A 21011-nucleotide genomic window follows, 5' to 3' on the forward strand; every position below is an offset into this window, starting at 1 on the left:
GGCCCGGGAGCCCGGCGCCGATGGCGGTGTCCCACAGGGGTGACGAAGCTGTGGCCGTCTCGCGTGATCACCTCGACCGCGGCGCGTCTGCCATGGCGTCGGGAGCGAGACGCGCGAGTTCGGTTTTTCGTCATGGCAGGTCGGTGCCTGCGAGAAGGCTGGGCCGCGCTGGAGGGCGCCGAGCCGGCCTGGTGATCCGGCTCATACGCTAAGGCAGGGTTAGTCAGCCGTTCAAGACGTATGACTAAGAAGTTGCGGTTCGGCCGCGGGCGCGACTGTTAGGCTGATCGGTGACTTAATCAAGCGTCCAACTGTGTGGATGCCTTACAACGGGAGGATTTCGTGGCACGTCGGATCTCCGTCGCCCAACGGCGTAGCGACTTCATCAACGCCGCTGTGGAAGTCATCGCGGCCTACGGCATCGACGGCGCAACGACCCGACGGATCGCCGAGCAGGCTCAGGCGAACCTGGCGATGCTGCACTACTGCTATGACTCCAAGGAGGACCTCTTCGCCGATGTCTACGAATTCGTAGCCGGCAAGTACCGCGATGTGGTCAAAGACAGTGATCCGCACTCCGACCTGAGGGACACCGCTCGCCAACTCCTACGCGGTGTCATGGAGTGCTACCTCGAGTCGGCCAGCTTCACCGCGGCCACGATGGAACTCATCAGCTGGGCACGGCGTCAGCACGGAGACCGCGGTATCGCGGTGTACGACCAAGCCCTTGAGACGGTGCGCGCTGTGCTTCGCAGCGCACCCTCGGACCACCCGGTCGAACCAGAAACCATCGATCAGATCGCCTATGTCATCGCCACCTTGGCCGACGGTTTCGCCATGAACTGGTTCACGTACGGGGATCGGTCCGCCGCAACGGAGCAGATGGATATCGCCGTCTCAGTACTCGACAGTTGGCTCGCGGTTCGGCTCGGATCTACGCCCGTAGCACCGTAATTGACCCATGAACGCGACGGCGGCGCGGTGCTGGGTGTGCACGGCGGGGGGTCCGGGGTCGGGCGGGGTTGTCACAACGGCAGGTCGGGCGAGTCGACGCCTACGACCCGGTCGCCGCAGAAGACGCGCACCGACTCCGCTGGTCCGTGGCCGCCGATGCCGGCCGGGCCCCAGAAGCTCTGAGCCGACTCCTCACCGAGGTCGGCGAGCTTGGCGCCGTTGACTCGCACCTCGCCGGCCATGACGCGGGAGCCGACGTCGATCGCGCGGTCGGTGTCGGCACCGAACACGTAGGCATCGAGGCCCGAGGGATGGGCGTTGGCGAAGCGCAACGCCTGTTCGTCGGAGTCCACGGCGTGCAGGGAGACGACCGGACCGAACAGCTCGGCGGTGGCCTGAGCGGGGTCGGCGCCGGCGGCGACCGTCGGCGACATGAAGAAGCCGTCGAGCTCCGGTAGCCGAGCGGGCCGGTGGATGCTCGCCCCGAGGCCACGCAGGCCCTCGATCCTGCTCTGGAGGGTCTGGAAATGCGGCGCGTTGGAAATCGGGCCTATCTCGACGCCCTCGTCGAGCGAGTGACCGACGACGAGCTTGGAGATCCGCTCGGTCAACGCCTCGAGAAGAGGGCCGACCAGGCTGCGGTGAGCGAGGATCTTGCCCGGCCCCTCACACCACTGACCGTTGAGCTTGGTCATGCCGTCGAGGATGCCGTCGGCGGTGACGTCGAGGTCGGCATCGTCCAGCACGAGCACCGGATTGTTGCCGCCGAGCTCCAGCTGCAAGACCTTGAAGTCCTCCGCGGCGGCCCGCGCGATGGCCCGGCCGGCCCCCGGCCCGCCGGTGAAGGAGACGACCTTGATGCGCGAGTCGGCAGTCAGCCTGGCGCCGATGTCGCCGCCGCCGTGCACCAGTTGCAGCGCGCCACTGGGCAGGCCCGCCTCGACGAAGCACTCGACGATGATCTGCGCGCTGCCGGGCGCGTGCTCCGAGGGCTTGAGGATGAGGGGGCAGCCCGCCGCCATCGCGCTGACGATCTTGGCGGCGGGAATGAAGCTCGGACCGTTCCACGGCGTGAGGATCGCGGCCGGTCCCCACGGCACCTTGTAGAGGCGGACGTCGCGGCCGTCGGCCTCCAGCGCGGCGACGCGCGGGATGTTCACCAGGTCCGACGCCGATGCCCGGATCCTCGCGGGCAGGAAGGCCGCGACCTTGCGCGTGACGCCGATGGGTGTGCCGCTGGTCAGCGAGTCCGTGCGGGCGATGTCCTCGATACGGGTCTCGATGATCCCGGCGACGCGTTCGAGCATGTCGGCGCGCTCACCCCGGGCGTCCTCGTCCCAGCGGCCGATGTCGTACACGCGCTCCGCGTGCCGCAGCGCCCGGTCGAGATCGTCGGGTGCTGTCGTGACGAGGCGGTGTACGGGCTCGCGTGTGTTGGGATCGACGTTCCAGGCGCCGTCGACCGTCGGGCACTCGCTCCAGTCGTCGGCGATGTAGTTCACCGGCTGGGGGATCGTGATCTTGCTGCTCGCCATGGAGCTCACCTCTGCGTTCACTCGTCGGTCAGGACTGGAGGTCGAGGACGATGCGGGTCACGTCACCGGACTTCATCGCCTCGAAGCCCTCGTTGATCTCGTCGAACGGGATGACCCGCGTCACCATCTCGTCGAGCAGCAGGCGTCCTTGCTGGTAGAGGCCCGCGAGCTGGAGGATGTCCTGCCGTGCCTGGCCCGAGCCCATGTAGGAGCCGATGAGTCGCTTCTCCTCGAAGAAGAAGTCCGACGCCGGGATGCTGAGTTCGGTCCCTCCGGGCGCGATCCCGACCAGGCACGCGGTACCGGTCGGGCGCAGCAGGGCCACGGCCGTCGCCGCGGTGCGGGCCGAGCCGACCGCCTCGAAGGAGTAGTCCACTCCGTCGCCCAACTGGCGGTGGAGTTCCGCGACGACGTCGCCGACCGCGCCGTTGACGACGTGGGTCGCGCCGTAGCCGCGCGCGGCCTTGAGCCGTGCGTCGTCCAGGTCGATCGCGACGATCGCCGACGCGCCGGCGAGCCTGGCCCCCTGGATGATGGCCGATCCCACGCCGCCACAGCCGATGACCGCCACCGTGCTGCCCGGCCTGACCCGAGCGCCGCGGAAGACGGCGCCGACACCGGTGATGACGCAGCAGGCCAAGAGGCACCCGACGTGCAGCGGTACGTCGTCGGGGAGCTTCACCAGAGCGTTCTCACGCATGAGGATGTGCCGGGAGAACGCCCCGATGTCACCGAGCCGCTCGATCGGCCGGCCGTCCGTGGTCTGGAACGCAGGCCGCGGACGGCGGCGTACCTCCTCGACACGCCGGCACTGGGTCGAGCGTCCCGCCTCGCAGTTGCCGCACAGGCCACAGGAGGGAGTCAGCGCGCCGACCACGCGGTCCCCGGGACGCAGGCCGGACACCTGCGCCCCGACCGCCTCGACCACGCCCGCCACCTCGTGCCCGACCACGACCGGCAGGCCGGTCGGCACCGTCCCCGTCATGTAGTGCAGGTCGCTGTGGCACAGCCCCACGTTCGTGACCGCGACCCGCACCTCGTGCGGCTCCGGGTCGTCCACCCGAATGACGCTCAGCTCGAGCGGCTCGTCGACCGCGGTGAGTACCGCGGCCTGGGTGTCGATCATGTCGACGTCCTCTCTGTCGATTCCTCTGGCACTGGTCTGTCGAAGGTGATGGCGAGCTCAGGGCGAGGCTTACGCGCCGGTGCCCCTGGCGGACAAGAAGCCCTTGATCCCCGCACTGAGGACTCCGCTCTCCCACGCCTTCCTCGCAGCGAGGTCCTCACGGGCGAAGGCCGCTTCGACCTCCTCTGCCTGAGGGCGCAGGAGAGCCAGGTGGAGGGCCGTCGTGTTGCCCTCGGGCGTCCACTCGATGACGGTGTCGAGGGCCCGGCCGATCAGGGCGTCGGGCTCGACGATCTCGTCCAGGAGCCGGATCCGCAGCGCCTCCTCGGCTCGGATCCGCGGCGATCCGAGCACCATGCGCATCGCATGGCTCCCGATGAGGCGCCTCAGCAGCACGCTGGACGCGTTCGAGATCGTGATGCCCCGGCCGTTCTCCGGCTGGTAGTACTCCGTCGCCCGGGTTCCTATGCGAGCGTCGCAGCACAGGGTGATCTCCGAGGCTCCCCCGACCGCGAGTCCATTGACAGCCGCGACCACGGGTACCTGCGTCTCCAGGATGGCCCGGGTGATGTCGTGGAAGCTCTCGAACGCCTCACGGACCTCAGCGTCCGTGGACGGCGCGCTCTGGAGGTCCTCACCCGCGGAGAAGGCCCGCCCCTCGCCGGTGAGCACGATCCCGCGCACGCTCTCGCCGGTCCCGAACTCGCGGATGAGCGTCGCCAGCCGCAGCCGGGTGGCAACGTCCATGGCGTTGAGCTTCTCGGGACGCCGGAGCGTCAGCACGGCAACGCCCCGCATGACGTCGACGTCGAGGAATCCTCCGCCGGATGCGGCACGTGCCACCGTCTTGTTCCGTCGTGCACCGAGGTCGTAGGTCACGCCGGGCTCGTCCACGGCGCGGGCCTTGAGGGCCGCCTTGGAGATGCGTTCGGACGGCGTGCGGGGAAAGTCGGCGACGAACTCCACGTACCGCGGCACCTTGAACCGAGCGAGCTCCTTGCCGGCCCGCTCGACGATCTGCTCAGCCGTCGCACGATCGGCGGGCACGCCGGCCGCCAGCTGGACGAAGGCCTTGACCTCCTCACCGAGGGTGTCGTCGGGTTCGGCGACGACCGCGGCCGCTACGACCACGTCGTCGCGCTCGAGGGCGGCCTCGACCTCGACGCTCGCGACGTTCTCGCCGCCGCGGCGCACCATGTCCTTGATCCTGCCGACCAGTTGGACGCCCTGGTCGGGCCGTCGGACGACGACGTCACCGGTGTGGAGCCAGCCGTCGCGCACGACCCTGGCCGTGTCCTGTGGGCGGTTCCAGTAGCCGTTCATCATGGGCCTGCCCGAGACGACCAGCTCACCGGGTTCGCCGGCCGGTACCTCGACGCCGTCGGGGTCGACGACGCGGACCTGCTTGGTCGGCACCGGCCGTCCCAGGCTCCCGCTCCCGACGGCGTCCGCGTCGGCGAACGGGCTGAACAGGTCGACACCGGACTCGGTCATCCCGTAGATCTCCCGCCACGGCGCACCCCATCGCTCCTCCAGTTGCGCGTGAAGACCGACGGGGATGCCCGAACACAGCACGTGGCGTACGTCGTTGTCGCGGTCCTCGGGCGTGGGCGGCTGCTTGAACAACAGCGTGGGCATCGACCCGAGGACGTAGAAGAAGGTCGCGCGGTGCCGGCGGACGTCCGCCATGAACGTCGACGCGGAGAACCGGGGCAGCACGACCAGCGGGGCCCCGATCGTGAGGGCGAGCGCCGTGTTCCACTGCGGGTCCATGTAGGAGAACGGCTGCGCCGTCAGAAGCACGTCCTCGCTGTCGAGTCCGGTCGCCGCCGCACAGATCCAGCCCAACCGGACCCAGTAGTCGTGGGTGAGCATGCACGCCTTGGGGAAACCGGTCGTGCCGGAGGTGTACTGCAGGTTCGTCAGTGTCCCGGCGTCGCCCGGCACCGCCGGCGCTGTCCGCGGGAAGGGATCGGCCCCGTCGTCAGCGACGTCGACGACACGAAGGCCGGCGAGCCCGTCCTCGGTCGCCAGGACGTCGGCGATCAGCCTGGCCCGGTCGGAGTCGGTGAACGCGACGCGTGCACCCGAGTCCCGGAGGACGAAGGCGAGGTCGGCCCGCTGGTAGGAGGAGTTGATCGGCACCGCGACCGCTCCGGCCTTGAGGGCGGCGAGCCACACGACGGGCCAGTGCACGACGTTCGGCAGCATGATCGCGACACGGTCGCCCGGCTGTACGCCGTCGAGCTCGATCAACCGGTGTGCCAGCCTGGAGGTCCATGCGTCGATGTCGGCGAAGCTCCATGACTGTTCGCCGAAGCGCAGGAACTCCCGTTCCGATGAATCCTGTGCGCGCCGTGACAGAAGCTCGGTCAGGGTCGGGACGGCGGGGTCCTCGCCGATCTGTCCGGGCTGCACGACCGGCGGGGGACTGGGGTGGGTGCGACCGCGTTGCTCGGCCGTCACGTTCTCCGTCATCGCAAGCTCCTGTGCGTCTGTTCACCGCAGGGGGCCGCGAGCAGCTCCGCCGCGGCCTGGACGATCCACGTCATCGCCGGGTCCGCGCTCTTCATCCACTCCGGGTGCCACTGGACTCCGAGCACCGGAGCGCCGGGGAGCTCCACCGACTCGATCACGCCGTCGCTCGTCCGTCCGGTCACGACCAGGCCGGTGCCGCAGCGGTCGACGGCCTGGTGGTGCCAGGAGTTGGTCATCGCGCGCTCGCCGAACAGGTCGGCGGCGATCGAGCCCTTCTCGAAGGTGACGAGGTGATCAGTGGTGCCGTCGGTCGGTGCGGCCTCTGCCGACAGGTGGCTGACGGAGCCGGGCGGAAGATCGGCGACGAGCGTGCCGCCGAGGGCGACGTTGAGCACCTGCATGCCGCGGCACACACCCAGCACGGGAATGCCCCGCTCCAGCGCGGCTCGGACGAGCTCGATCTCGTACTCGTCCCGAGCTACGTCGTGGGCCATCGGATCCGTCCGTGGATCGATGTCGCGGACCACTGCCGTGTCGCCGCCCCAGCACGCCGGATGGACGTCCTGTCCGCCGGTGATCACGACACCGGACAGCCACGAGCAGATGTCCGTCGCGTCGGTGTCGTACGACAGGTGCACCGGAAGTCCGCCGGCCTGCGCGATCCGGCTCGCGAAGTCCGACATGTAGCTGTCGGTGCAACGGTCGCCGTACCGCTCGTCGGCTCCCCTGAGCAGGTGAAGCCGGTACCGCCGCCCGGTGATGCCGATCAGCGGGCGCACCGCCACGGCCTCCTCACGCGCGTTCACGGCAGTTCGAAGTAGCGAACCGACTCCCACTGCGAGAGGTCGGCGAACGGGTCGCCGCCGGCGGTGTGGAACTGCATCCACTCCCACTTGCGCGACGCGATCCAGTAGTCGACGAACTCCGGGCCGAGGAGATCGCGCAGGATCAGGTCGGCCTCCAGGGCGGCCGCGGCCTTCGTGATGGTGTCCGGGATCCGCTCGATGCCCAGGCCCGGCGGCATGCACCACGCCATGTCGGTGACCTGCTCGGGCGGGTCGATCTTCCGCTCGACACCGGCGATGACCCCGGCCAGCACGCCCGCGAGCGCGAGGTAGAGGTTCGCGTCCGCGCCCGGGAGGCGGTACTCGAGGCGGGAGTACTTGGGGTGTCCGCAGACGGCGCGCACCGCGGCGGTCTTGTTGCTGATGCCCCAGCTGATCGTGACCGGCGGCCCGCTGAGGTCGACCAGCCGCCGGTACGACGTGATCTGCGGCAGCACGATCGACGTGTTGCCCTCCATCGTCGCCAGCAGCCCGCCGATGGCGTGCAGCATCGTGGCCGACGGCCCGTCCTCGGCGTAGAACGCGTTGGCGCCGTCGTGTTGGAGGGAGAGGTTGATGTGGGACGCCTGGCCGTAACCGGCGGTGGGCTTGGCCATGAAGGTCACGCTGTGCCCGCGCTCGAAGGCGACCTCGCGCATGATCTGGCGGGTCCGCGCCCAGGCGTCGCCGACCCTGATCGGGTCGCCCGGTGCGAGGTTGAGCTCGATCTGACCGGCGGCGTCCTCGTCGCTCCAGGCCTCCCACTCGATGCCGACCTCGTCGAGGCGGTCGGCCACGGCGTTCATGTAGTCGGTCCAGTCCTTGGACTTGGCCAGGTGGTACGCCGTACCCGCGTTGCCGCCCAGGGGAGTCAGGTCGCGGTAGCCGCGGGCGCGTGCCTCGTGGATCGACTCCTCGAAGACGGTCGCCTCGATCTCGACCGCGACGGTCGCGGTGAATCCGTGCGTTGCCAGACGCTCGACCATCTTCCGCACGAGGTTGCGCGGACAGATCGGGACCGGCGTGCCGTCCTTGAGCCAGTAGTCGCCGATGACCGAGTCCAGGCCCGGCTTCCACTCGACCAGGGTCGACATGTCGGGACGCAGATAGACGTCGTCGAGGTGGCCACGCCAGGCGGGGTAGGCGGAACCGAGGGCGGGAAGGTTGCCGAGGTCGAGGCCGAACAGAAGATCCGCGAAGGGGAAACCCGCGTCCTTGCCCGCGGCGAACTTCTTGGGCGAGATGTTCTTGCCGAGGAAACACCCCTCGTGGTTCGTCGCCTCGAGCCGGACGGCTCGCGTGCCGGAGTTGCGGAGCGGCGCGCTCGTGGCGGTGGTGCTGAGCTCAGACATCGAAACGAACCTTCCAGGAGGCGCCGGTCATCACCGACAGCTGGGACAGGGTGCCCTGGATGCCCAGGGCACCCGAGGACAGGACGGCGAAGAGGTCGTCGGCGCCGGAGAACACGCCGGCGAGCGTCTCGGGAGCTCCGGCGATCAGGTAGTGCGTGGGGCCCTCGCCGAGCACGGCCTGCTCCAAGCCCTCGGGTCCTTCGGTGACCGCGATCAGAACGTCGGGAATGCCCGGCAGGGAACGGGTCGCGTCCCAGAACCGCTGAGCGGCATCGCGCCACTCGGGCAGCGGCGGCGTGAGCGCCCGCAGGACGCCCCCGGCGAGGTCGGCGTCACCGGAGGGGTCCGCCGTCGGCGCGAAACGCGCGTTGAGGTCGACGGTGAGGGCGGCGTCCGGCTCGATCAGCACGCCGCTGGAGACGTCGATGCCGTCGTCGCCGAAGCTGATCGTCGCGGCCTGGGGCGTGTCGTGGGAGTGGATCGCCACGGTGCCGGTGGACCTGGTCAACGTGGCGAGGGCATGCCCGGTCCAGGCGGAGTCACGCAGCGTGCGGCCGATCAATCGCACGAGGGGACTCGCGTCGTCCTCGATCCTGACGTCGACCTCTGCGGCACCCGCCGAGGTCGACGTGGGGGCCGTCATGGTTTCGGCCATCCTTCGGTCCTTTCGACTTCTCGAGCCACGCGACACGGACGGGCGCCGCACGGTCTCTGAGCGATCCGCGGTTTCTTAGTCATGTGACTCAAACGCGTGACTAGGATGGTGGGGCACGGTTCACACCGTGTCAACACCTTCTTGTCACCTCGCCGAAAGGCCCCGCACATGACGAAGCCGGTCCCTCCGAGCTGGGAGCGCCTCGACGCCGACGCGCTGCTCGTCGCCCAGGCGATCACCGAGGCGCTGACCACACCCGTCCGCGAGCTCGGAGCCCGGGCGGCGCGCGAGCTGCTGGCGAGCACGCCGTCCGACCGCCCGCTGACGCCCCTCGACCGGGTCGAGGCGGTGACCGTCCCGACCCGTTCGGGACCACTGCGCGCACGCCTCTACCACCCACCCGGCTCGCGGACGAAGGACCTGCGGCCGGCGCTGCTGTATCTCCACGGCGGCGGATTCGTTCTGGGAACCCTCGACGGAGTGGACGAGGTCTGCCGCGCCCTCGCCGCTCGGTCCGGATGGGCGGTGCTCTCCCTGGAATACCGGCTCGCCCCGGAGCACCCCTACCCGGCGGCCCTCGAGGACGCGCTCGACGCGCTGGCCTGGCTGCGCGAGTCAGCCCTCGATTCGGGCATCGACCCGGACATGATCGCCGTCGGCGGCGACTCCGCGGGCGGCAACCTCGCCGCCGCCGTCTGCCTGCACCTCCGGGACCACGGACGCCCGCTCCCCGTGTCGCAGGTCCTCGTCTATCCCGCGGTCGACGACCGGTTCGCCACGCCGTCCTGGACCCGGTTCGCCGACGCGCCCCTGCTCACCGCGGCCGATGCGCGTTGGCTCTGGGAGCAGTACATCGGCGCCCACAAGGGCGGCGTCGACCAGTACGCGGCCCCGATGAAGGCGGCGTCCCTGCGTGGACTGCCGCCGGCCCTGGTCCTCACCGCCGAGGTCGACCCTCTGCGTGACGACGCCGAGGCCTACGCCGAACGCCTGCGACACGACGGCGTACCCACTGCCTCCATCCGCCACTCCGGCGTGTTCCACGGCTTTTTCACCGAGGTCGGCGTCTTCGCCCGGACCGACGCGGCGATCGACGACGTGGTCCGGCACCTGCGGGGCATCGCCGCCGGCCGCGCCACATCGACTTCTTGACGGCCGCCGGGCATTGACGAGGTCACCGTCCGTAGCTACATTCTTGGTCATTCGACCTAGACAAATGACTACCTCCGTGCCGTCTGTCAGCCCCTTGGACCACGAGAAGGCAGAAACCATGACTGACACCTGCTCCACCGCCCCGGTCGTCGATGTCCTGTGCATCGGCGCCGGGTTCTCCGGCCTGTACGCCGCCTACAAGGCGGCCGAGCAGGGCTGGACGTTCGCCGGGTTCGAGGCCGCCCCCGACGTCGGCGGTACCTGGCTCTGGAACACGTATCCCGGCGCCCGATGTGACGTCGAGAGCATCTACTACTCGTACTCGTTCAGCGAGGAACTCCAGCAGGAGTGGACCTGGAGCGAGCGCTTCGCCCCGCAGGCGGAGATCCTGAGCTACATCAACCACGTCGCCGACCGCTTCGACCTTCGTCGGCACTTCCGGTTCCACACCAAAGTGGTCGCGGCACATTGGCTTCCGGACGAGCACCTGTGGGAGCTGACCCTCGACTCCGGCGACACCCGCCGTGGCCGCTACCTCCTGGCAGGCTCGGGCGGACTGTCGACGCCGAAGGACTTCGACGTGCCCGGCCTGGAGAACTTCACCGGGTTGACGGTGTCGACGAGCCGCTGGACGATCTCGCTCGACGACCTCGCCGGCAAGCGCGTCGCCGTCATCGGCACGGGATCGTCGGGCGTGCAGTGCATCCCGCTCATCGCCGAGGTGGCCGAGCACCTGACCGTGTTCCAGCGGACCCCCAACTACGTCTTCCCCGCCCGCAACGCCCCACTGCCCGCGGAGACAGTCGCCGAGATCAAGAGCAAGTACCCGGCCATCCGCGAGGAGTGCCGGCAGTCCCCCGGCGGAATCCCGGACCGTCCCGTGACCGACTGCGCCTTCGACGTCTCCAACGAGGAGCGTCGGAAGCGCTACGAGCGGGCATACGAACGCAGCGGGTTCCTCGGCGTCGGCGCGGAGTTCGCCGACCTCCTCACCAACCCGGAGGCCAACGAGACCGCGGCGGAGTTCGTGCGTCAGAAGATCCGTCAGATCGTCCACGATCCGCGCACCGCGTCCCTGCTCGAGCCCCGGTTCCACCCGCTGGGTGCCAAGCGCAGCTGCTTCGGAACCGACTTCTACGAGACGTTCAACCGTCCGAACGTCTCGCTCGTCTCGCTGCGCGACGAGCCGATCGCGACCATGACCTCCGGCAGCATCATCACCGAGAGCGGGTCCTACGACGTCGACGCCATCGTTCTCGCGATCGGTTTCGACGCCTTCACCGGACCCCTGTACGCGCTCAACGTCACGACGCCTCAGGCAGGCAGGCTCCAGGACGCGTGGAGCGACGGCGTACGCACCTATCTGGGCGTCATGACCGCGGGATTCCCCAACTTCTTCATGATCGCCGGCCCCCAGACCCCCGCGCTGGCGAGCAACGTCGTCGTGACGATCGAGCAGGCGGTCGACTGGATCGCCGACCTGATCGCCCATGCCGAGGAAGAGGGCAGCGACGTCGTCGAAGCCACCCCAGAGGCCCAGGACGACTGGGTGAACATCACCGAGGCCACGGTCGACCAGACGCTGTACGCCACCACCGACTCCTGGTACCGCGGCTCCAACGTGACCGGCAAGCCGACCACCTTCCTCGGCTACGTCGGCGGAGTCGGCAAGTACCGCCGCATGTGTGCCGAGATCGCCAAGCGCGGCTATCCCGGCGTCAGGATCGGCGGAGAGGCGGTTGCCCCCGGGATCGGCCGCATCGACGAGGAGATCGCATGAAGGTCGTCCACCAGCGGTACGTCGCCCACTCCGACGCCCACTACGCCGGCAACCTCGTCGACGGTGCGTTCAGCCTGAAGTTGTTCGGTGACGCCGGAACACACCTGGCGATCGTCGTCGACGGCCACGAGAGCCTGTTCGCGGGATATTCCTCGGTCGAGTTCCTCGCTCCGGTCCGCGGCGGAGACGTCGTCGAAGTCGAGGCGCGCCTCGCGGCCGAAGGCAGACGGAGCCGAACGGTCGAGTTCGAACTGCGCGTCATCTGCCGGTCCTTGGACGAGACCGGCCGGGCAGAGGTACTCGCCGAGCCCATCGTCGCCACGCGCGCCCGAGGCACGGGTGTCGTCCCTGCCGGCGCAATCAGGAACGGGAGTTGAGGAAGCCATGAACACATCGAGCGACGTACGCGAAGAGGCGTGCGAGATCGTCGTGATCGGTGCCGGCATAGCGGGGTTGATGGCGGCGACCACCCTGTCCGATCGGGACGTCGTCGTGCTCGAAGCCACCGGTCGGGCCGGGGGCCGCGTGGAGTCGGTTCGCCAGGGCGACTACTGGATCAACCTCGGAACCCAGTTCACCGAGGGAACCGGCACCCTGATCGAAGCCCTCGAACGCCACCGGATCCCCATGGGGACACTGGCGGGCAAGAAGGTGGCCCTCGCGCTCAACGGAAAGCAGGTCGACACCTCCAATCCGTTCGGCCTGATGCTTCGCTCCCGGATGAACTTCATGGACCGGGTCGGACTGGCGGCCGTCGGCGCTCGCATCATCGCGGCCGTACCGTTCCTGGCGATGAACCCCGACAATTCCCTGGCGAAGCGGGTCCGGGCGGCACTCGATGCCCGCTCCGCGTCGTACGTGCTGCGCGGCATTCACTCCGACGTCGCGCGGGCCATGGTCCGGTCCTGGTCCGGGCAGTGGATGGGGTGCGAGCCGGAGGAGACAGCGGCGACCCAGTTCGTGATCTCGATGGGGATACTCCTGACGGACCCGGCGAAGGTTCCCAACTTCTCCCTGCCGGCGGGAGGAAACCAGACCCTCACCGACATCCTGGCCGCCGACCTCGGCGATCGGCTGCGGCTCAACTCGCCGGTGACGTCGGTGGAGTGGACCGACGACGGCGTCGTCGTGGACTACGAGGACGAGAACGGACCGGCGCGGATACGCGCCCGCCGCGCCATCGTGGCCGTTCCCAGCGACGTTGCTGTGAAGATCATGCCCGGCCTCCCTCCCGGCTATCGGGCGGCGTTCGACGACATTCACTACGGCCGGTATGTGGTGGTGGGCTACTTCACCCGCGAGGAGGGCCCTCAGCGGTGGGACGACTACATCGCTGTGTCGACGCCGCAGCTGTCGTTCCAGGCGATGTTCAACCATGCCGCGGCCATGCGCGGTCCCGACCCACGAAAGCCGGGCGGCGCGCTGGCCTGCTTCGCGGGCGGCGCGGTGGCCGACGGCCTGTTCGAGCTCACCGACGAGGAGATCCTCACCCGATTCACCACCGACCTCCTCTCGCTCTACCCCGAGCTCGAGGGGAAGCTCGACGAGGGGATCGTCCGACGTCACCACCGGGTCGTGCCGTTCTGGGCGCCAGGCGGACGTGCCTCGCTGCCGACGCTGCGCCGGCACTTCGGCCCCGTCCACCTGGCCGGCGACTATCAGCTCGACATGCCCTCACTCGCCGACGCGGCCTCGTCGGGCGAGCGGGCCGCGCAGCAGGTTCTGGCGAGCCTGTCCCGCCCGGTGCGCTGACATCGTGGTCAACAACGCTTCGGCGCTGGCCGTCGACGGCACCGACACGCTGACGATGAAGCGGTTCGACCTGATGGCCGACATCCAACTGCGCGGCACGTATCTGCTCCCCAGCAAGGCCCTCCCCACCTGCGCAAGGGACCAACCCGCACATCCTCTCGCTCAGCCCACCCCTCAACCTGTCTCCCGCCTGGCTCGGCGCCCACCCCGCGTACACGATGGCCAAGTACGGCATGACGATCCTGACCCTTGGCTGGGCGGCGGAGTACGCCGACCACGGTGTGGCGGCCAACTGCTTGTGGCCCGAGACCTACATCGCCACTGATGCGGTGAAGAACATCCTCGGCGGCGACGCCGCGGTCGAGAGGTCACGCTCACCCGAGATCGTGGCCGATGCCGCCGTCACGATCCTCGAGCGGCCCGCGAGCGAGTGCACCGGCAACACATTCCTCGACGTCGAGGTACTCCGCGACGCCGGAGTCACCGACCTCTCGCCGTGCGACGGAACAGGGGAACTCCAGTACGACATCTTCGTCGATCCACCGCGATGACGAAGGAGCACGCCCGCGCTGGGGGGGCGAGGCGCGGACCACACGATCCATCCGCGGGCGAGCGAGCCCGCCGCGAGGCTCATGAGGAGTCACCATGCTGAACCTGTCGATCCTGCTCGAAGACTCCGCCCGTAAGTACCCCGACCGCGAAGCTGTCGTACTGGGCCCGACCCGCATGACGTACAGGCAGGTGAACGCCGCGGCCAACCAGGTCGCGAACCTGCTCGTGGAACGCGGGATCGGCCCCGGTGACAGGGTGGCCCTCAGCTGCCCGAACCTGCCGTACTTCCCGGTCGTCTACTACGGCATCCTCAAGACCGGCGCGGCTGTCGTCCCGCTCAACGTCCTTCTGAAAAGCCGCGAGATCGCCTACCACCTGGACGACGCCGATGTGAAGGCCTACTTCTGCTTCGAGGGCACCCCCGAGTTGCCCATGAGCGCCGAGGGCTTCGCCGGCTTCGAGCAGGTCGATGCCGTCGAGCACTTCTTCGTCATCACCGGTGACCCGGCCGCTCCCAGTCCCATCGACGGCGTCGAGACGCTCGGCAGTGCCCTGGCCGGGCATGGCACCACGTTCGAATCAGCGGCGACCGAGCCCACCGGCACCGCGCTCATCCTCTACACCTCCGGGACCACCGGACAGGCCAAGGGCGCAGAGCTGTCGCATGCCAACACGGTGATGAACGTGCAGGCATGCAACCGCCTGTTCCGCAGCACCCCGGCTTCCGACAGCCACCTGCTCTGCCTCCCGCTCTTCCACACCTTCGGTGCCACGGTGCAGATGCACGCGGGCTTCTCGATGGCTGCCACCCTCCACCTCGTTCCTCGCTTCGATGCGCGGGAAGTCGTCGACCTGATGGGCCGCGAGCCCATCACGTTCTTCGCCGGCGTACCCACCATGTGGTGGGGCCTCTTGAACGCGCTCAGCGACGGCATCGACGTCGAGCGCATCGCGAGCAGCCTCCGGATCGGCATCTCCGGAGGCGCCGCACTCCCGATGGAGATCGCCCACCAGATCGAACAACGCCTCGGGGTCACGGTGCTCGAGGGCTACGGGTTGTCGGAGACGTCTCCCGTCGCGACGTTCAGCGACCCCGATCTCGACCCACGCCCGGGATCGATCGGGGTGCCCATCTGGGGCGTCGAACTGAAACTCATCGACGACGACTGGACCGAGGTGACCGAAAGCGGCCAGGTCGGCGAGATCGCGGTCAAGGGCCACAACGTGATGAAGGGCTATTACGGCCGACCGGAAGCCACCGCAGAGGTCATCCGCGATGGATGGCTCCGCACCGGCGACCTCGCACGGCGCGACAAGGACGGCTTCTACTACATCGTCGACCGATCGAAGGACCTCATCATCAGAGGCGGCTTCAACGTCTATCCGCGTGAGATCGAAGAAGTCCTGATGACGCACCCGCAGGTCAGCTTGGCCGCCGTCATCGGCGTACCTCACGACAGCCACGGCGAGGAGATCAAGGCCTGCGTCATCCTTAAGCCCGATTCCTCCCTCACCACCGACGAGCTCGTCGCCTGGGCCAAGGGAGAGATGGCGTCCTACAAGTACCCGCGCATCGTCGAGTTCGTGCCCAGCCTGCCGATGACCGCCACCGGAAAGATTCTCAAGCGCGAACTCGCCCGCAGAACAATGCAGTGACACACAAGACGCACCAACACACATCGTGGTCGGCGCCCGGGCCAGCCGGTGCCACGGAATCGCTTCGAGCGGGACGACTTCGTCGACCAAACCAGCCGTCACAAGCCAAGGACAATCCAGGGACGAACGACAGCCCTTGCTTTCCGAGAGGCACATCCTCATCGAAACCGAGGAGTTCGACGACTACGGCGGCTGGACCTCGACTCGCAGTTCGAGGTGCAGATGGGGTCGCCCTAGCTGCTCGCTCACGGCCTCGGCGTCCCGGTCGCCGATGCCACCACGACGATCGAGGTCGGAACAGGCGGCACGTACCGCGTCTGGGTTCGCGCCAAGGACTGGGTGCCCTCCCACCATCCCGACCGCTTCACCGTCTCATTCAACGGCGAACGGCTGCCGGTAGAGTTCGGCGCGAACGGACGGGACTGGAGCTGGGAGAACGCCGGCCCGTTCCCACAAGTAGGCTCCCTGCCTGCGTTTTTGCAGGTCAAGGGCTGTTTCCACACCCTTCAACGAGTCGCATGCCGGGGCAGCTGTCCCCAGGTTTTTCAGGACTCATGCTGACCAGTTGCTACTTTTCTGACGGTCCGTCAGGTGGCCCGGGGGAGGGCTTCGCCCACTCTCGCGGACCCCACCGTGGCGACGGCCCAAGCCTACGCAGCACCCCCCGAAGGGCGTCCGTGATCACCGTCACGCGGACGGTCTGGGCGGCAGTCAGGAGCGAGGACTTGGCCCAAATCCGCTGTGTTGACAAGCGCTTCGGCCACGAGCCCGTCCTGGGTGCGGAGTTCGGCCGATGGTGGCGCTTCGTGCAGCTGTCTCCTTGGCCAATCTGCGAGGATGAGCACCGACCTGACTCTGCTGCCGCGTGTCGCCTATCGCGGGCAGGAGGTCACCTCCCCCCGGCTGCGCAGCCTGCTGGCGCTGCTCGCGGGCGACCTGCGCACCGGCTGCGGCATAGAGCGGCTCGTGGAGGGGCTGTGGCAAAACGAGTTGCCGGATCGGCCGGCGAAGGCCGTGCAGGTCCTCGTGTCCAGGGCGCGGGCACTGCTGGGCGCCGACGTCGTCACGAGCACACCGACCGGGTACCGGCTCGCCCTCGCCGAGGGTCAGGTCGACAGTTCCGCCCTTCTGCTGCATGCCGCCGCGAGCGCGGACCGGGCCAGGGCCGGCGACCACGCGGGTTCGCTCGCCGCGGCCGAGGCCGGGCTCGCGCTGTGGGACGGCACCCCTGACGGGCCCCACGACACCGACGACGCCGTAGCCGCGCTGCGCGGCGCGCGCTCCCCCGTCCGCAGCGCGCTGGTACGCGCGCAGGCGCTCGCACTCGCGCGGCTGGGCCGGCACGCGGAGGCTGCCGGTCCGCTGGCGGTTGCCGCCTCGGAGCATCCGCGCGACGAGGAAGTGCTCGCCGAGCTGCTGCGCGGCGAAGCGGCGACGGCGGGCCCGTCCGCGGCGCTGACGCGGTACGAGGCCTACCGCCGTGAGCTGCGCGACGAACTCGGCACCGACCCGGGCGCCGCGCTCAGGGCCGTACAGCAGGAGCTGCTGCGCGGCGAGGCACCGGTGGTCAGGCACGGCGTGCCGCACGAGCCGAACCCGCTCCTCGGCCGGGACGAGGACATTGCGGCGGTGGAACGGCTGCTGCGCTCCCACCGCGCCGTCACCGTCGTCGGCTCCGGGGGCCTCGGAAAGACCCGGCTCGCGCATGCCGTCAGCCGCCGGACCGAGCAGCGTGTGGTGCACTTCGTGCCGCTCGTGGGTGTCACCGCGGACGAGGACGTGGCCGCGGAGGTGGCCTCCGCACTCGGCGCGGGCGAGGGTCGGCACGGCGCCGTGAACGGCCACGCTTCGGCCGATCCCGTGTCCGGCATCCTCGGTGTGCTCGGCTCGGGGCCCGTTCTGCTCGCCCTGGACAACTGCGAGCACGTCATCCGGGGCGCCGCCGCCCTCGTACAGGCCCTGCTGTCGGCCTCGAAGGACCTGCGAGTGCTTGCCACCAGCCGGGCCCCGCTGGGCCTGACGTCGGAGGCGGTGTACGCGTTGCCTGAGCTCGGTCTCGACACCTCGGTCGAACTGTTCACACAGCGGGCCCGTGCCGCCCGGCCCGGCGTGAAGCTGCCACCGGACGCCGTGGCCGAACTGTGTCGCCATCTCGACGGGCTGCCCCTCGCCGTGGAACTGGCCGCGGCACGCGTGCGGGTGATGTCGGTGCCGGAGATCGCCCGCCGTCTCGGCGACCGGTTCGCGCTGCTGCGCGGCGGGGCGCGCGACGTGCCGGAACGCCACCGCACGCTGCACGCGGTCGTGGAGTGGAGCTGGAACCTGCTGTCGGAGGATGCCAGGGCGGCGCTGCGCACCCTGTCCGTCTTCCCGGGCGGCTTCTCCGGCGGGGCGGCGGAGCAGGTGCTGGGCCAGGACGCACTGTTTCTGCTGGAGCAGTTGGCCGGTCAGTCGCTGGTGACCGTCGTCGACACTCCGGTGGGCGTGCGGTGCCGGATGCTGGAGACCGTGAGGGAGTTCAGCGCGGCGCGCCGTGCGGAGGCGGGCGAGGAGGACGAGGCCGTCAGCCGGTTCCTGGCCTGGGCGCGGGACTTCGGGGTCGCGTATCACGACGTGCTCTTCGGGGCGGAGCCGCTGGCGGCCTGGGAGGAGATCAGGGCCGAACAGGACAACCTGGTGCTCGCGTTACGGCACGCGCTGGCCCGGGACGACGGTCCCACCACCGCGGCTCTCACCGCCGTCCTGGCCGCCTTGTGGTTCACCGATTCCAACTACCCGCGTCTGGCCGCACTGGCCGCCGACACCGGGCCGCCCCTGTCGCACTACCACCCCGCCAACTCCTCGCGGAGCCGGTCGACCGGCTCCGGCAGCGGCTGCACGCGCTGCTGTCCGGCCCGCCGCGCACGCCCGGAGAGCTCCCCGTCTTCGGGACGGTGCTGCACGCGCTGGGCATGGCGGGGCTCGCGTCCGGCGACGCCTCCGCCGTACGGATGATCGCGCTGGCCGAACGGCTGCGGGTGCTGCGTGAGTTCCAGCCGACGATGTCGGCGGAGCGCGCCCGGCAGGCGGCCGAGGAGGCCGACGGGGCGGCGTACTCCGACGCGGTGTCGCGGTACGCCGCCCTGGGACGGGACGAGTTGCGGGATGCGGCCCGCGCGCTCGTTTCGGCATGAGGTGCCGGAACGGGATGCCGGTCGAGGAGCGGTTTCAGGGGCCTGTAGGCGGTGTGAAACCACGCTGAATGCGCAGTGCCGCAACCTCTGCGACATGACGACAACGGCATCGCAACCACCAGCCATCGCGGCCAAGGGGCTCCGCAAGGCCTACGGGGACAAGAGATCCTCGACGGCATCGACCTGACGGTGCCGGCCGGGACCATCTTCTCGTTGCTCGGCCCCAACGGCGCCGGGAAGACGACCACCGTCAAGATCCTTTTCACTCTCATCGGAGGCGAGGCCGAGGAGCTGTACGTCGGCGGTCATGACCTGGCCACCGAGCCGCAGGCCGTGCGGGCCTCCATCGGCGTCACCGGACAGTTCTCCGCCGTCGACGGTCTGATCACCGGCGAGGAGAACATGCTCCTCATGGCGGACCTGCACCATCTGTCCCGCAGCGAGGGCCGGCGTACCGTCGCGGAACTGCTGGAGCGTTTCCACTTGGCGGAGGCGGCGAAGAAGCCCGCGACCACCCACTCCGGCGGTACGAAGCGCCGTCTCGACATCGCGATGACGCTCGTCGGCAATCCGAGGATCATCTTCCTCGACGAGCCGACCACCGGGCTCGATCCGCGCAGCCGCCACAACACGTGGCAGATCATCCGTGAACTGGTCTCCGGTGGCGTCACCGTCTTCCTCACCACCCAGTACCTGGAGGAGGCGGACGAGCTCGCCGACCGCATCGCGGTCCTGAGCGACGGCAAGATCGCCGCTGAGGGAACGGCCGACGAGCTGAAGCGGCTCATCCCGGGCGGGCATGTGCGGCTGCGGTTCGCGGCCCCCGCCGCCTACCAGTCGGCGCTCCGGGCGCTGAGTGAGGCCACCACCGACGACGAGGCGCTGGAGATGCAGGGGCGCGGCGACGGCAGCCAGCGCGAGCTGCGTTCCATCCTCGACTGGCTGGACTCTTCCGGCTTCGCCCTGCGGGAGGTGACCAGGGACGACGAGGCACTGGCGCTCAAGATCCCCAGTGACGGCAGCCAGCGCGAGCTGCGTTCCATCCTGGACTGGCTGGACGCGGCCGGGATCGAGGCGGACGAGCTGACCGTGCACACCCCCGATCTCGACGACGTGTTCTTCGCCCTGACGGGCGGTCTGGCCCAGCCCCGGAAGGAGACCGTCCGATGAGCTCCCTGTCCCTGGCGGTACGCGACTCGACGACGATGGTGCGCCGCAATCTCCTCCACGCGCGGCGCTAGCCGGCGCTCACTCTGAACGTCGTGCTGACGCCGCTGATCATGCTGCTGCTGTTCGTGTACGTCTTCGGCGACGTGATGAGCGCGGGCATCGGCGGTGGTGGTGCCGACCGCTCCGAGTACATCGCCTACATCGCTCCGGGCATCCTGATGATGACCATCGGCACCACGCTGGTGGGCACTTCGGTGTCCGTCGCGGACGACATGACCGAGGGCATCATGGCCCGGTTCCGCACGATGGCGATCCATCGCGGTTCGGTCCTCATCGGGCATGTGGCGGGCAGTGTGCTGCGGTCGATGATCAGCGTGCGGTCGCCGTGGCCATCGGGTTCCGGTCGGCGGACGCCACGGTCCTGGAGTGGGTGGCGGCGTTCGTGCTGCTCACACTGGTCGCCCTGGCGTTCACCTGGATGGCGATCGCGGTGGGGATGGCCAGCCCGAACGGCGAGGCGGCGGGCAACAACGCGGTGCCGCTGGTCATCCTGCCGTTCATCTCCAGTGCCTTCGTCCCGGTCGACGCGATGCCGGGCTGGTTCCGGCCGATCGCCGAGTACCAGCCGTTCACGCCGGCCATCGAGACCCTGCGCGGCCTGCTGCTCGGCAGCGAGATCGGGCACAACGGGTGGCTCACTCTGGCCTGGTGCCTGGGTCTGGCCGTCCTCGGCTACTTCTGGTCGAAATCACTGTTCACCCGCGAATCGCGGTAAGAGCACGGGCTGAATCCCTCGCAGCCCGTCCCGCCCCGGGGCGGAGTACTCCGCCCCGGGGCGATCCTTTGATCGCC

Annotated in this window: 15 protein-coding genes and 2 pseudogenes; 11 read left to right on the forward strand and 6 right to left on the reverse strand. The window is 69.2% G+C overall.

Annotated elements, in window-relative coordinates; all coding sequences use genetic code 11:
• Positions 1 to 342 precede the first annotated feature (342 nt).
• Positions 343 to 954 (forward strand): TetR/AcrR family transcriptional regulator, encoded by a 612-nt coding sequence (locus IE198_RS00880; RefSeq protein WP_229833662.1) that lies wholly within the window; start codon positions 343 to 345, stop codon positions 952 to 954.
• A 71-nt stretch (positions 955 to 1025) separates the two neighbouring features.
• Here IE198_RS00880 and IE198_RS00885 read toward each other — a convergent pair whose 3' ends face one another.
• From IE198_RS00885 to IE198_RS00910, 6 genes are all read right to left on the reverse strand, one after another.
• Positions 1026 to 2489, reverse strand: a complete 1464-nt coding sequence (locus IE198_RS00885; protein WP_189881602.1) for an aldehyde dehydrogenase family protein — start codon at positions 2487 to 2489, stop codon at positions 1026 to 1028.
• A 28-nt stretch (positions 2490 to 2517) separates the two neighbouring features.
• Positions 2518 to 3615 carry a Zn-dependent alcohol dehydrogenase gene (locus IE198_RS00890; RefSeq protein ID WP_189881604.1) on the reverse strand — a complete coding sequence of 366 codons (1098 nt, stop codon included), beginning with the start codon at positions 3613 to 3615 and terminating at the stop codon, positions 2518 to 2520.
• 69 nt (positions 3616 to 3684) lie between these two features.
• Positions 3685 to 6093 carry an AMP-binding protein gene (locus IE198_RS00895; protein ID WP_189881606.1) on the reverse strand — a complete coding sequence of 803 codons (2409 nt, stop codon included), beginning with the start codon at positions 6091 to 6093 and terminating at the stop codon, positions 3685 to 3687.
• Positions 6090 to 6899 carry a gamma-glutamyl-gamma-aminobutyrate hydrolase family protein gene (locus IE198_RS00900; protein WP_229833663.1) on the reverse strand — a complete coding sequence of 270 codons (810 nt, stop codon included), beginning with the start codon at positions 6897 to 6899 and terminating at the stop codon, positions 6090 to 6092. The genes IE198_RS00895 and IE198_RS00900 overlap by 4 nt, the downstream gene beginning before the upstream one ends.
• A complete protein-coding gene (locus IE198_RS00905; RefSeq protein ID WP_189881608.1) occupies positions 6896 to 8269 on the reverse strand; it encodes a glutamine synthetase family protein in 1374 nt (457 codons plus the stop codon). The genes IE198_RS00900 and IE198_RS00905 overlap by 4 nt, the downstream gene beginning before the upstream one ends.
• On the reverse strand, positions 8262 to 8924 hold the full coding sequence (locus tag IE198_RS00910) for a hypothetical protein (protein ID WP_189881610.1): 663 nt from the start codon (positions 8922 to 8924) through the stop codon (positions 8262 to 8264). Before IE198_RS00910 ends, IE198_RS00905 begins: the two co-directional genes overlap by 8 nt.
• Positions 8925 to 9092: 168 nt before the next feature.
• On the opposite strand from IE198_RS00910, the gene IE198_RS00915 reads away from it, so the two are divergent.
• The 10 genes and pseudogenes from IE198_RS00915 to IE198_RS00955 all read left to right on the forward strand — a co-directional run bounded on the left by IE198_RS00915 (position 9093) and on the right by IE198_RS00955 (position 20934).
• The gene (locus IE198_RS00915) at positions 9093 to 10076 is read left to right on the forward strand and encodes an alpha/beta hydrolase (protein ID WP_189881612.1); all 984 of its coding nucleotides are present in this window, start codon (positions 9093 to 9095) and stop codon (positions 10074 to 10076) included.
• Positions 10077 to 10194: 118 nt separating this feature from the next.
• Positions 10195 to 11856 (forward strand): flavin-containing monooxygenase, encoded by a 1662-nt coding sequence (locus IE198_RS00920; protein ID WP_189881614.1) that lies wholly within the window; start codon positions 10195 to 10197, stop codon positions 11854 to 11856.
• Positions 11853 to 12233: a hotdog fold domain-containing protein gene (locus tag IE198_RS00925; RefSeq protein ID WP_189881616.1), complete on the forward strand. Its 381-nt coding sequence runs from the start codon at positions 11853 to 11855 to the stop codon at positions 12231 to 12233. Before IE198_RS00920 ends, IE198_RS00925 begins: the two co-directional genes overlap by 4 nt.
• Positions 12234 to 12240: 7 nt before the next feature.
• The gene (locus IE198_RS00930; RefSeq protein WP_189881619.1) at positions 12241 to 13608 is read left to right on the forward strand and encodes a flavin monoamine oxidase family protein; all 1368 of its coding nucleotides are present in this window, start codon (positions 12241 to 12243) and stop codon (positions 13606 to 13608) included.
• A gap of 233 nt (positions 13609 to 13841) precedes the next feature.
• The gene (locus tag IE198_RS00935; protein WP_189881621.1) at positions 13842 to 14159 is read left to right on the forward strand and encodes a Rossmann-fold NAD(P)-binding domain-containing protein; all 318 of its coding nucleotides are present in this window, start codon (positions 13842 to 13844) and stop codon (positions 14157 to 14159) included.
• A gap of 94 nt (positions 14160 to 14253) precedes the next feature.
• Positions 14254 to 15816: a long-chain-fatty-acid--CoA ligase gene (locus tag IE198_RS00940; RefSeq protein ID WP_189881623.1), complete on the forward strand. Its 1563-nt coding sequence runs from the start codon at positions 14254 to 14256 to the stop codon at positions 15814 to 15816.
• A gap of 837 nt (positions 15817 to 16653) precedes the next feature.
• A pseudogene (locus IE198_RS00945) lies at positions 16654 to 18648 on the forward strand (ATP-binding protein); the annotation flags it as partial.
• A gap of 119 nt (positions 18649 to 18767) precedes the next feature.
• Positions 18768 to 18989 (forward strand): hypothetical protein, encoded by a 222-nt coding sequence (locus IE198_RS36885; RefSeq protein WP_444545420.1) that lies wholly within the window; start codon positions 18768 to 18770, stop codon positions 18987 to 18989.
• 75 nt (positions 18990 to 19064) lie between these two features.
• The gene (locus IE198_RS00950) at positions 19065 to 20159 is read left to right on the forward strand and encodes an ATP-binding cassette domain-containing protein (protein WP_373299733.1); all 1095 of its coding nucleotides are present in this window, start codon (positions 19065 to 19067) and stop codon (positions 20157 to 20159) included.
• Positions 20156 to 20934, forward strand: a pseudogene (locus IE198_RS00955) (ABC transporter permease). The gene IE198_RS00950 and the pseudogene IE198_RS00955 overlap by 4 nt, the downstream one beginning before the upstream one ends.
• The last annotated feature ends 77 nt before the right edge of the window (positions 20935 to 21011 follow it).

Source organism: Streptomyces xantholiticus, from assembly GCF_014651015.1.
Taxonomy (GTDB): domain Bacteria; phylum Actinomycetota; class Actinomycetes; order Streptomycetales; family Streptomycetaceae; genus Streptomyces; species Streptomyces xantholiticus.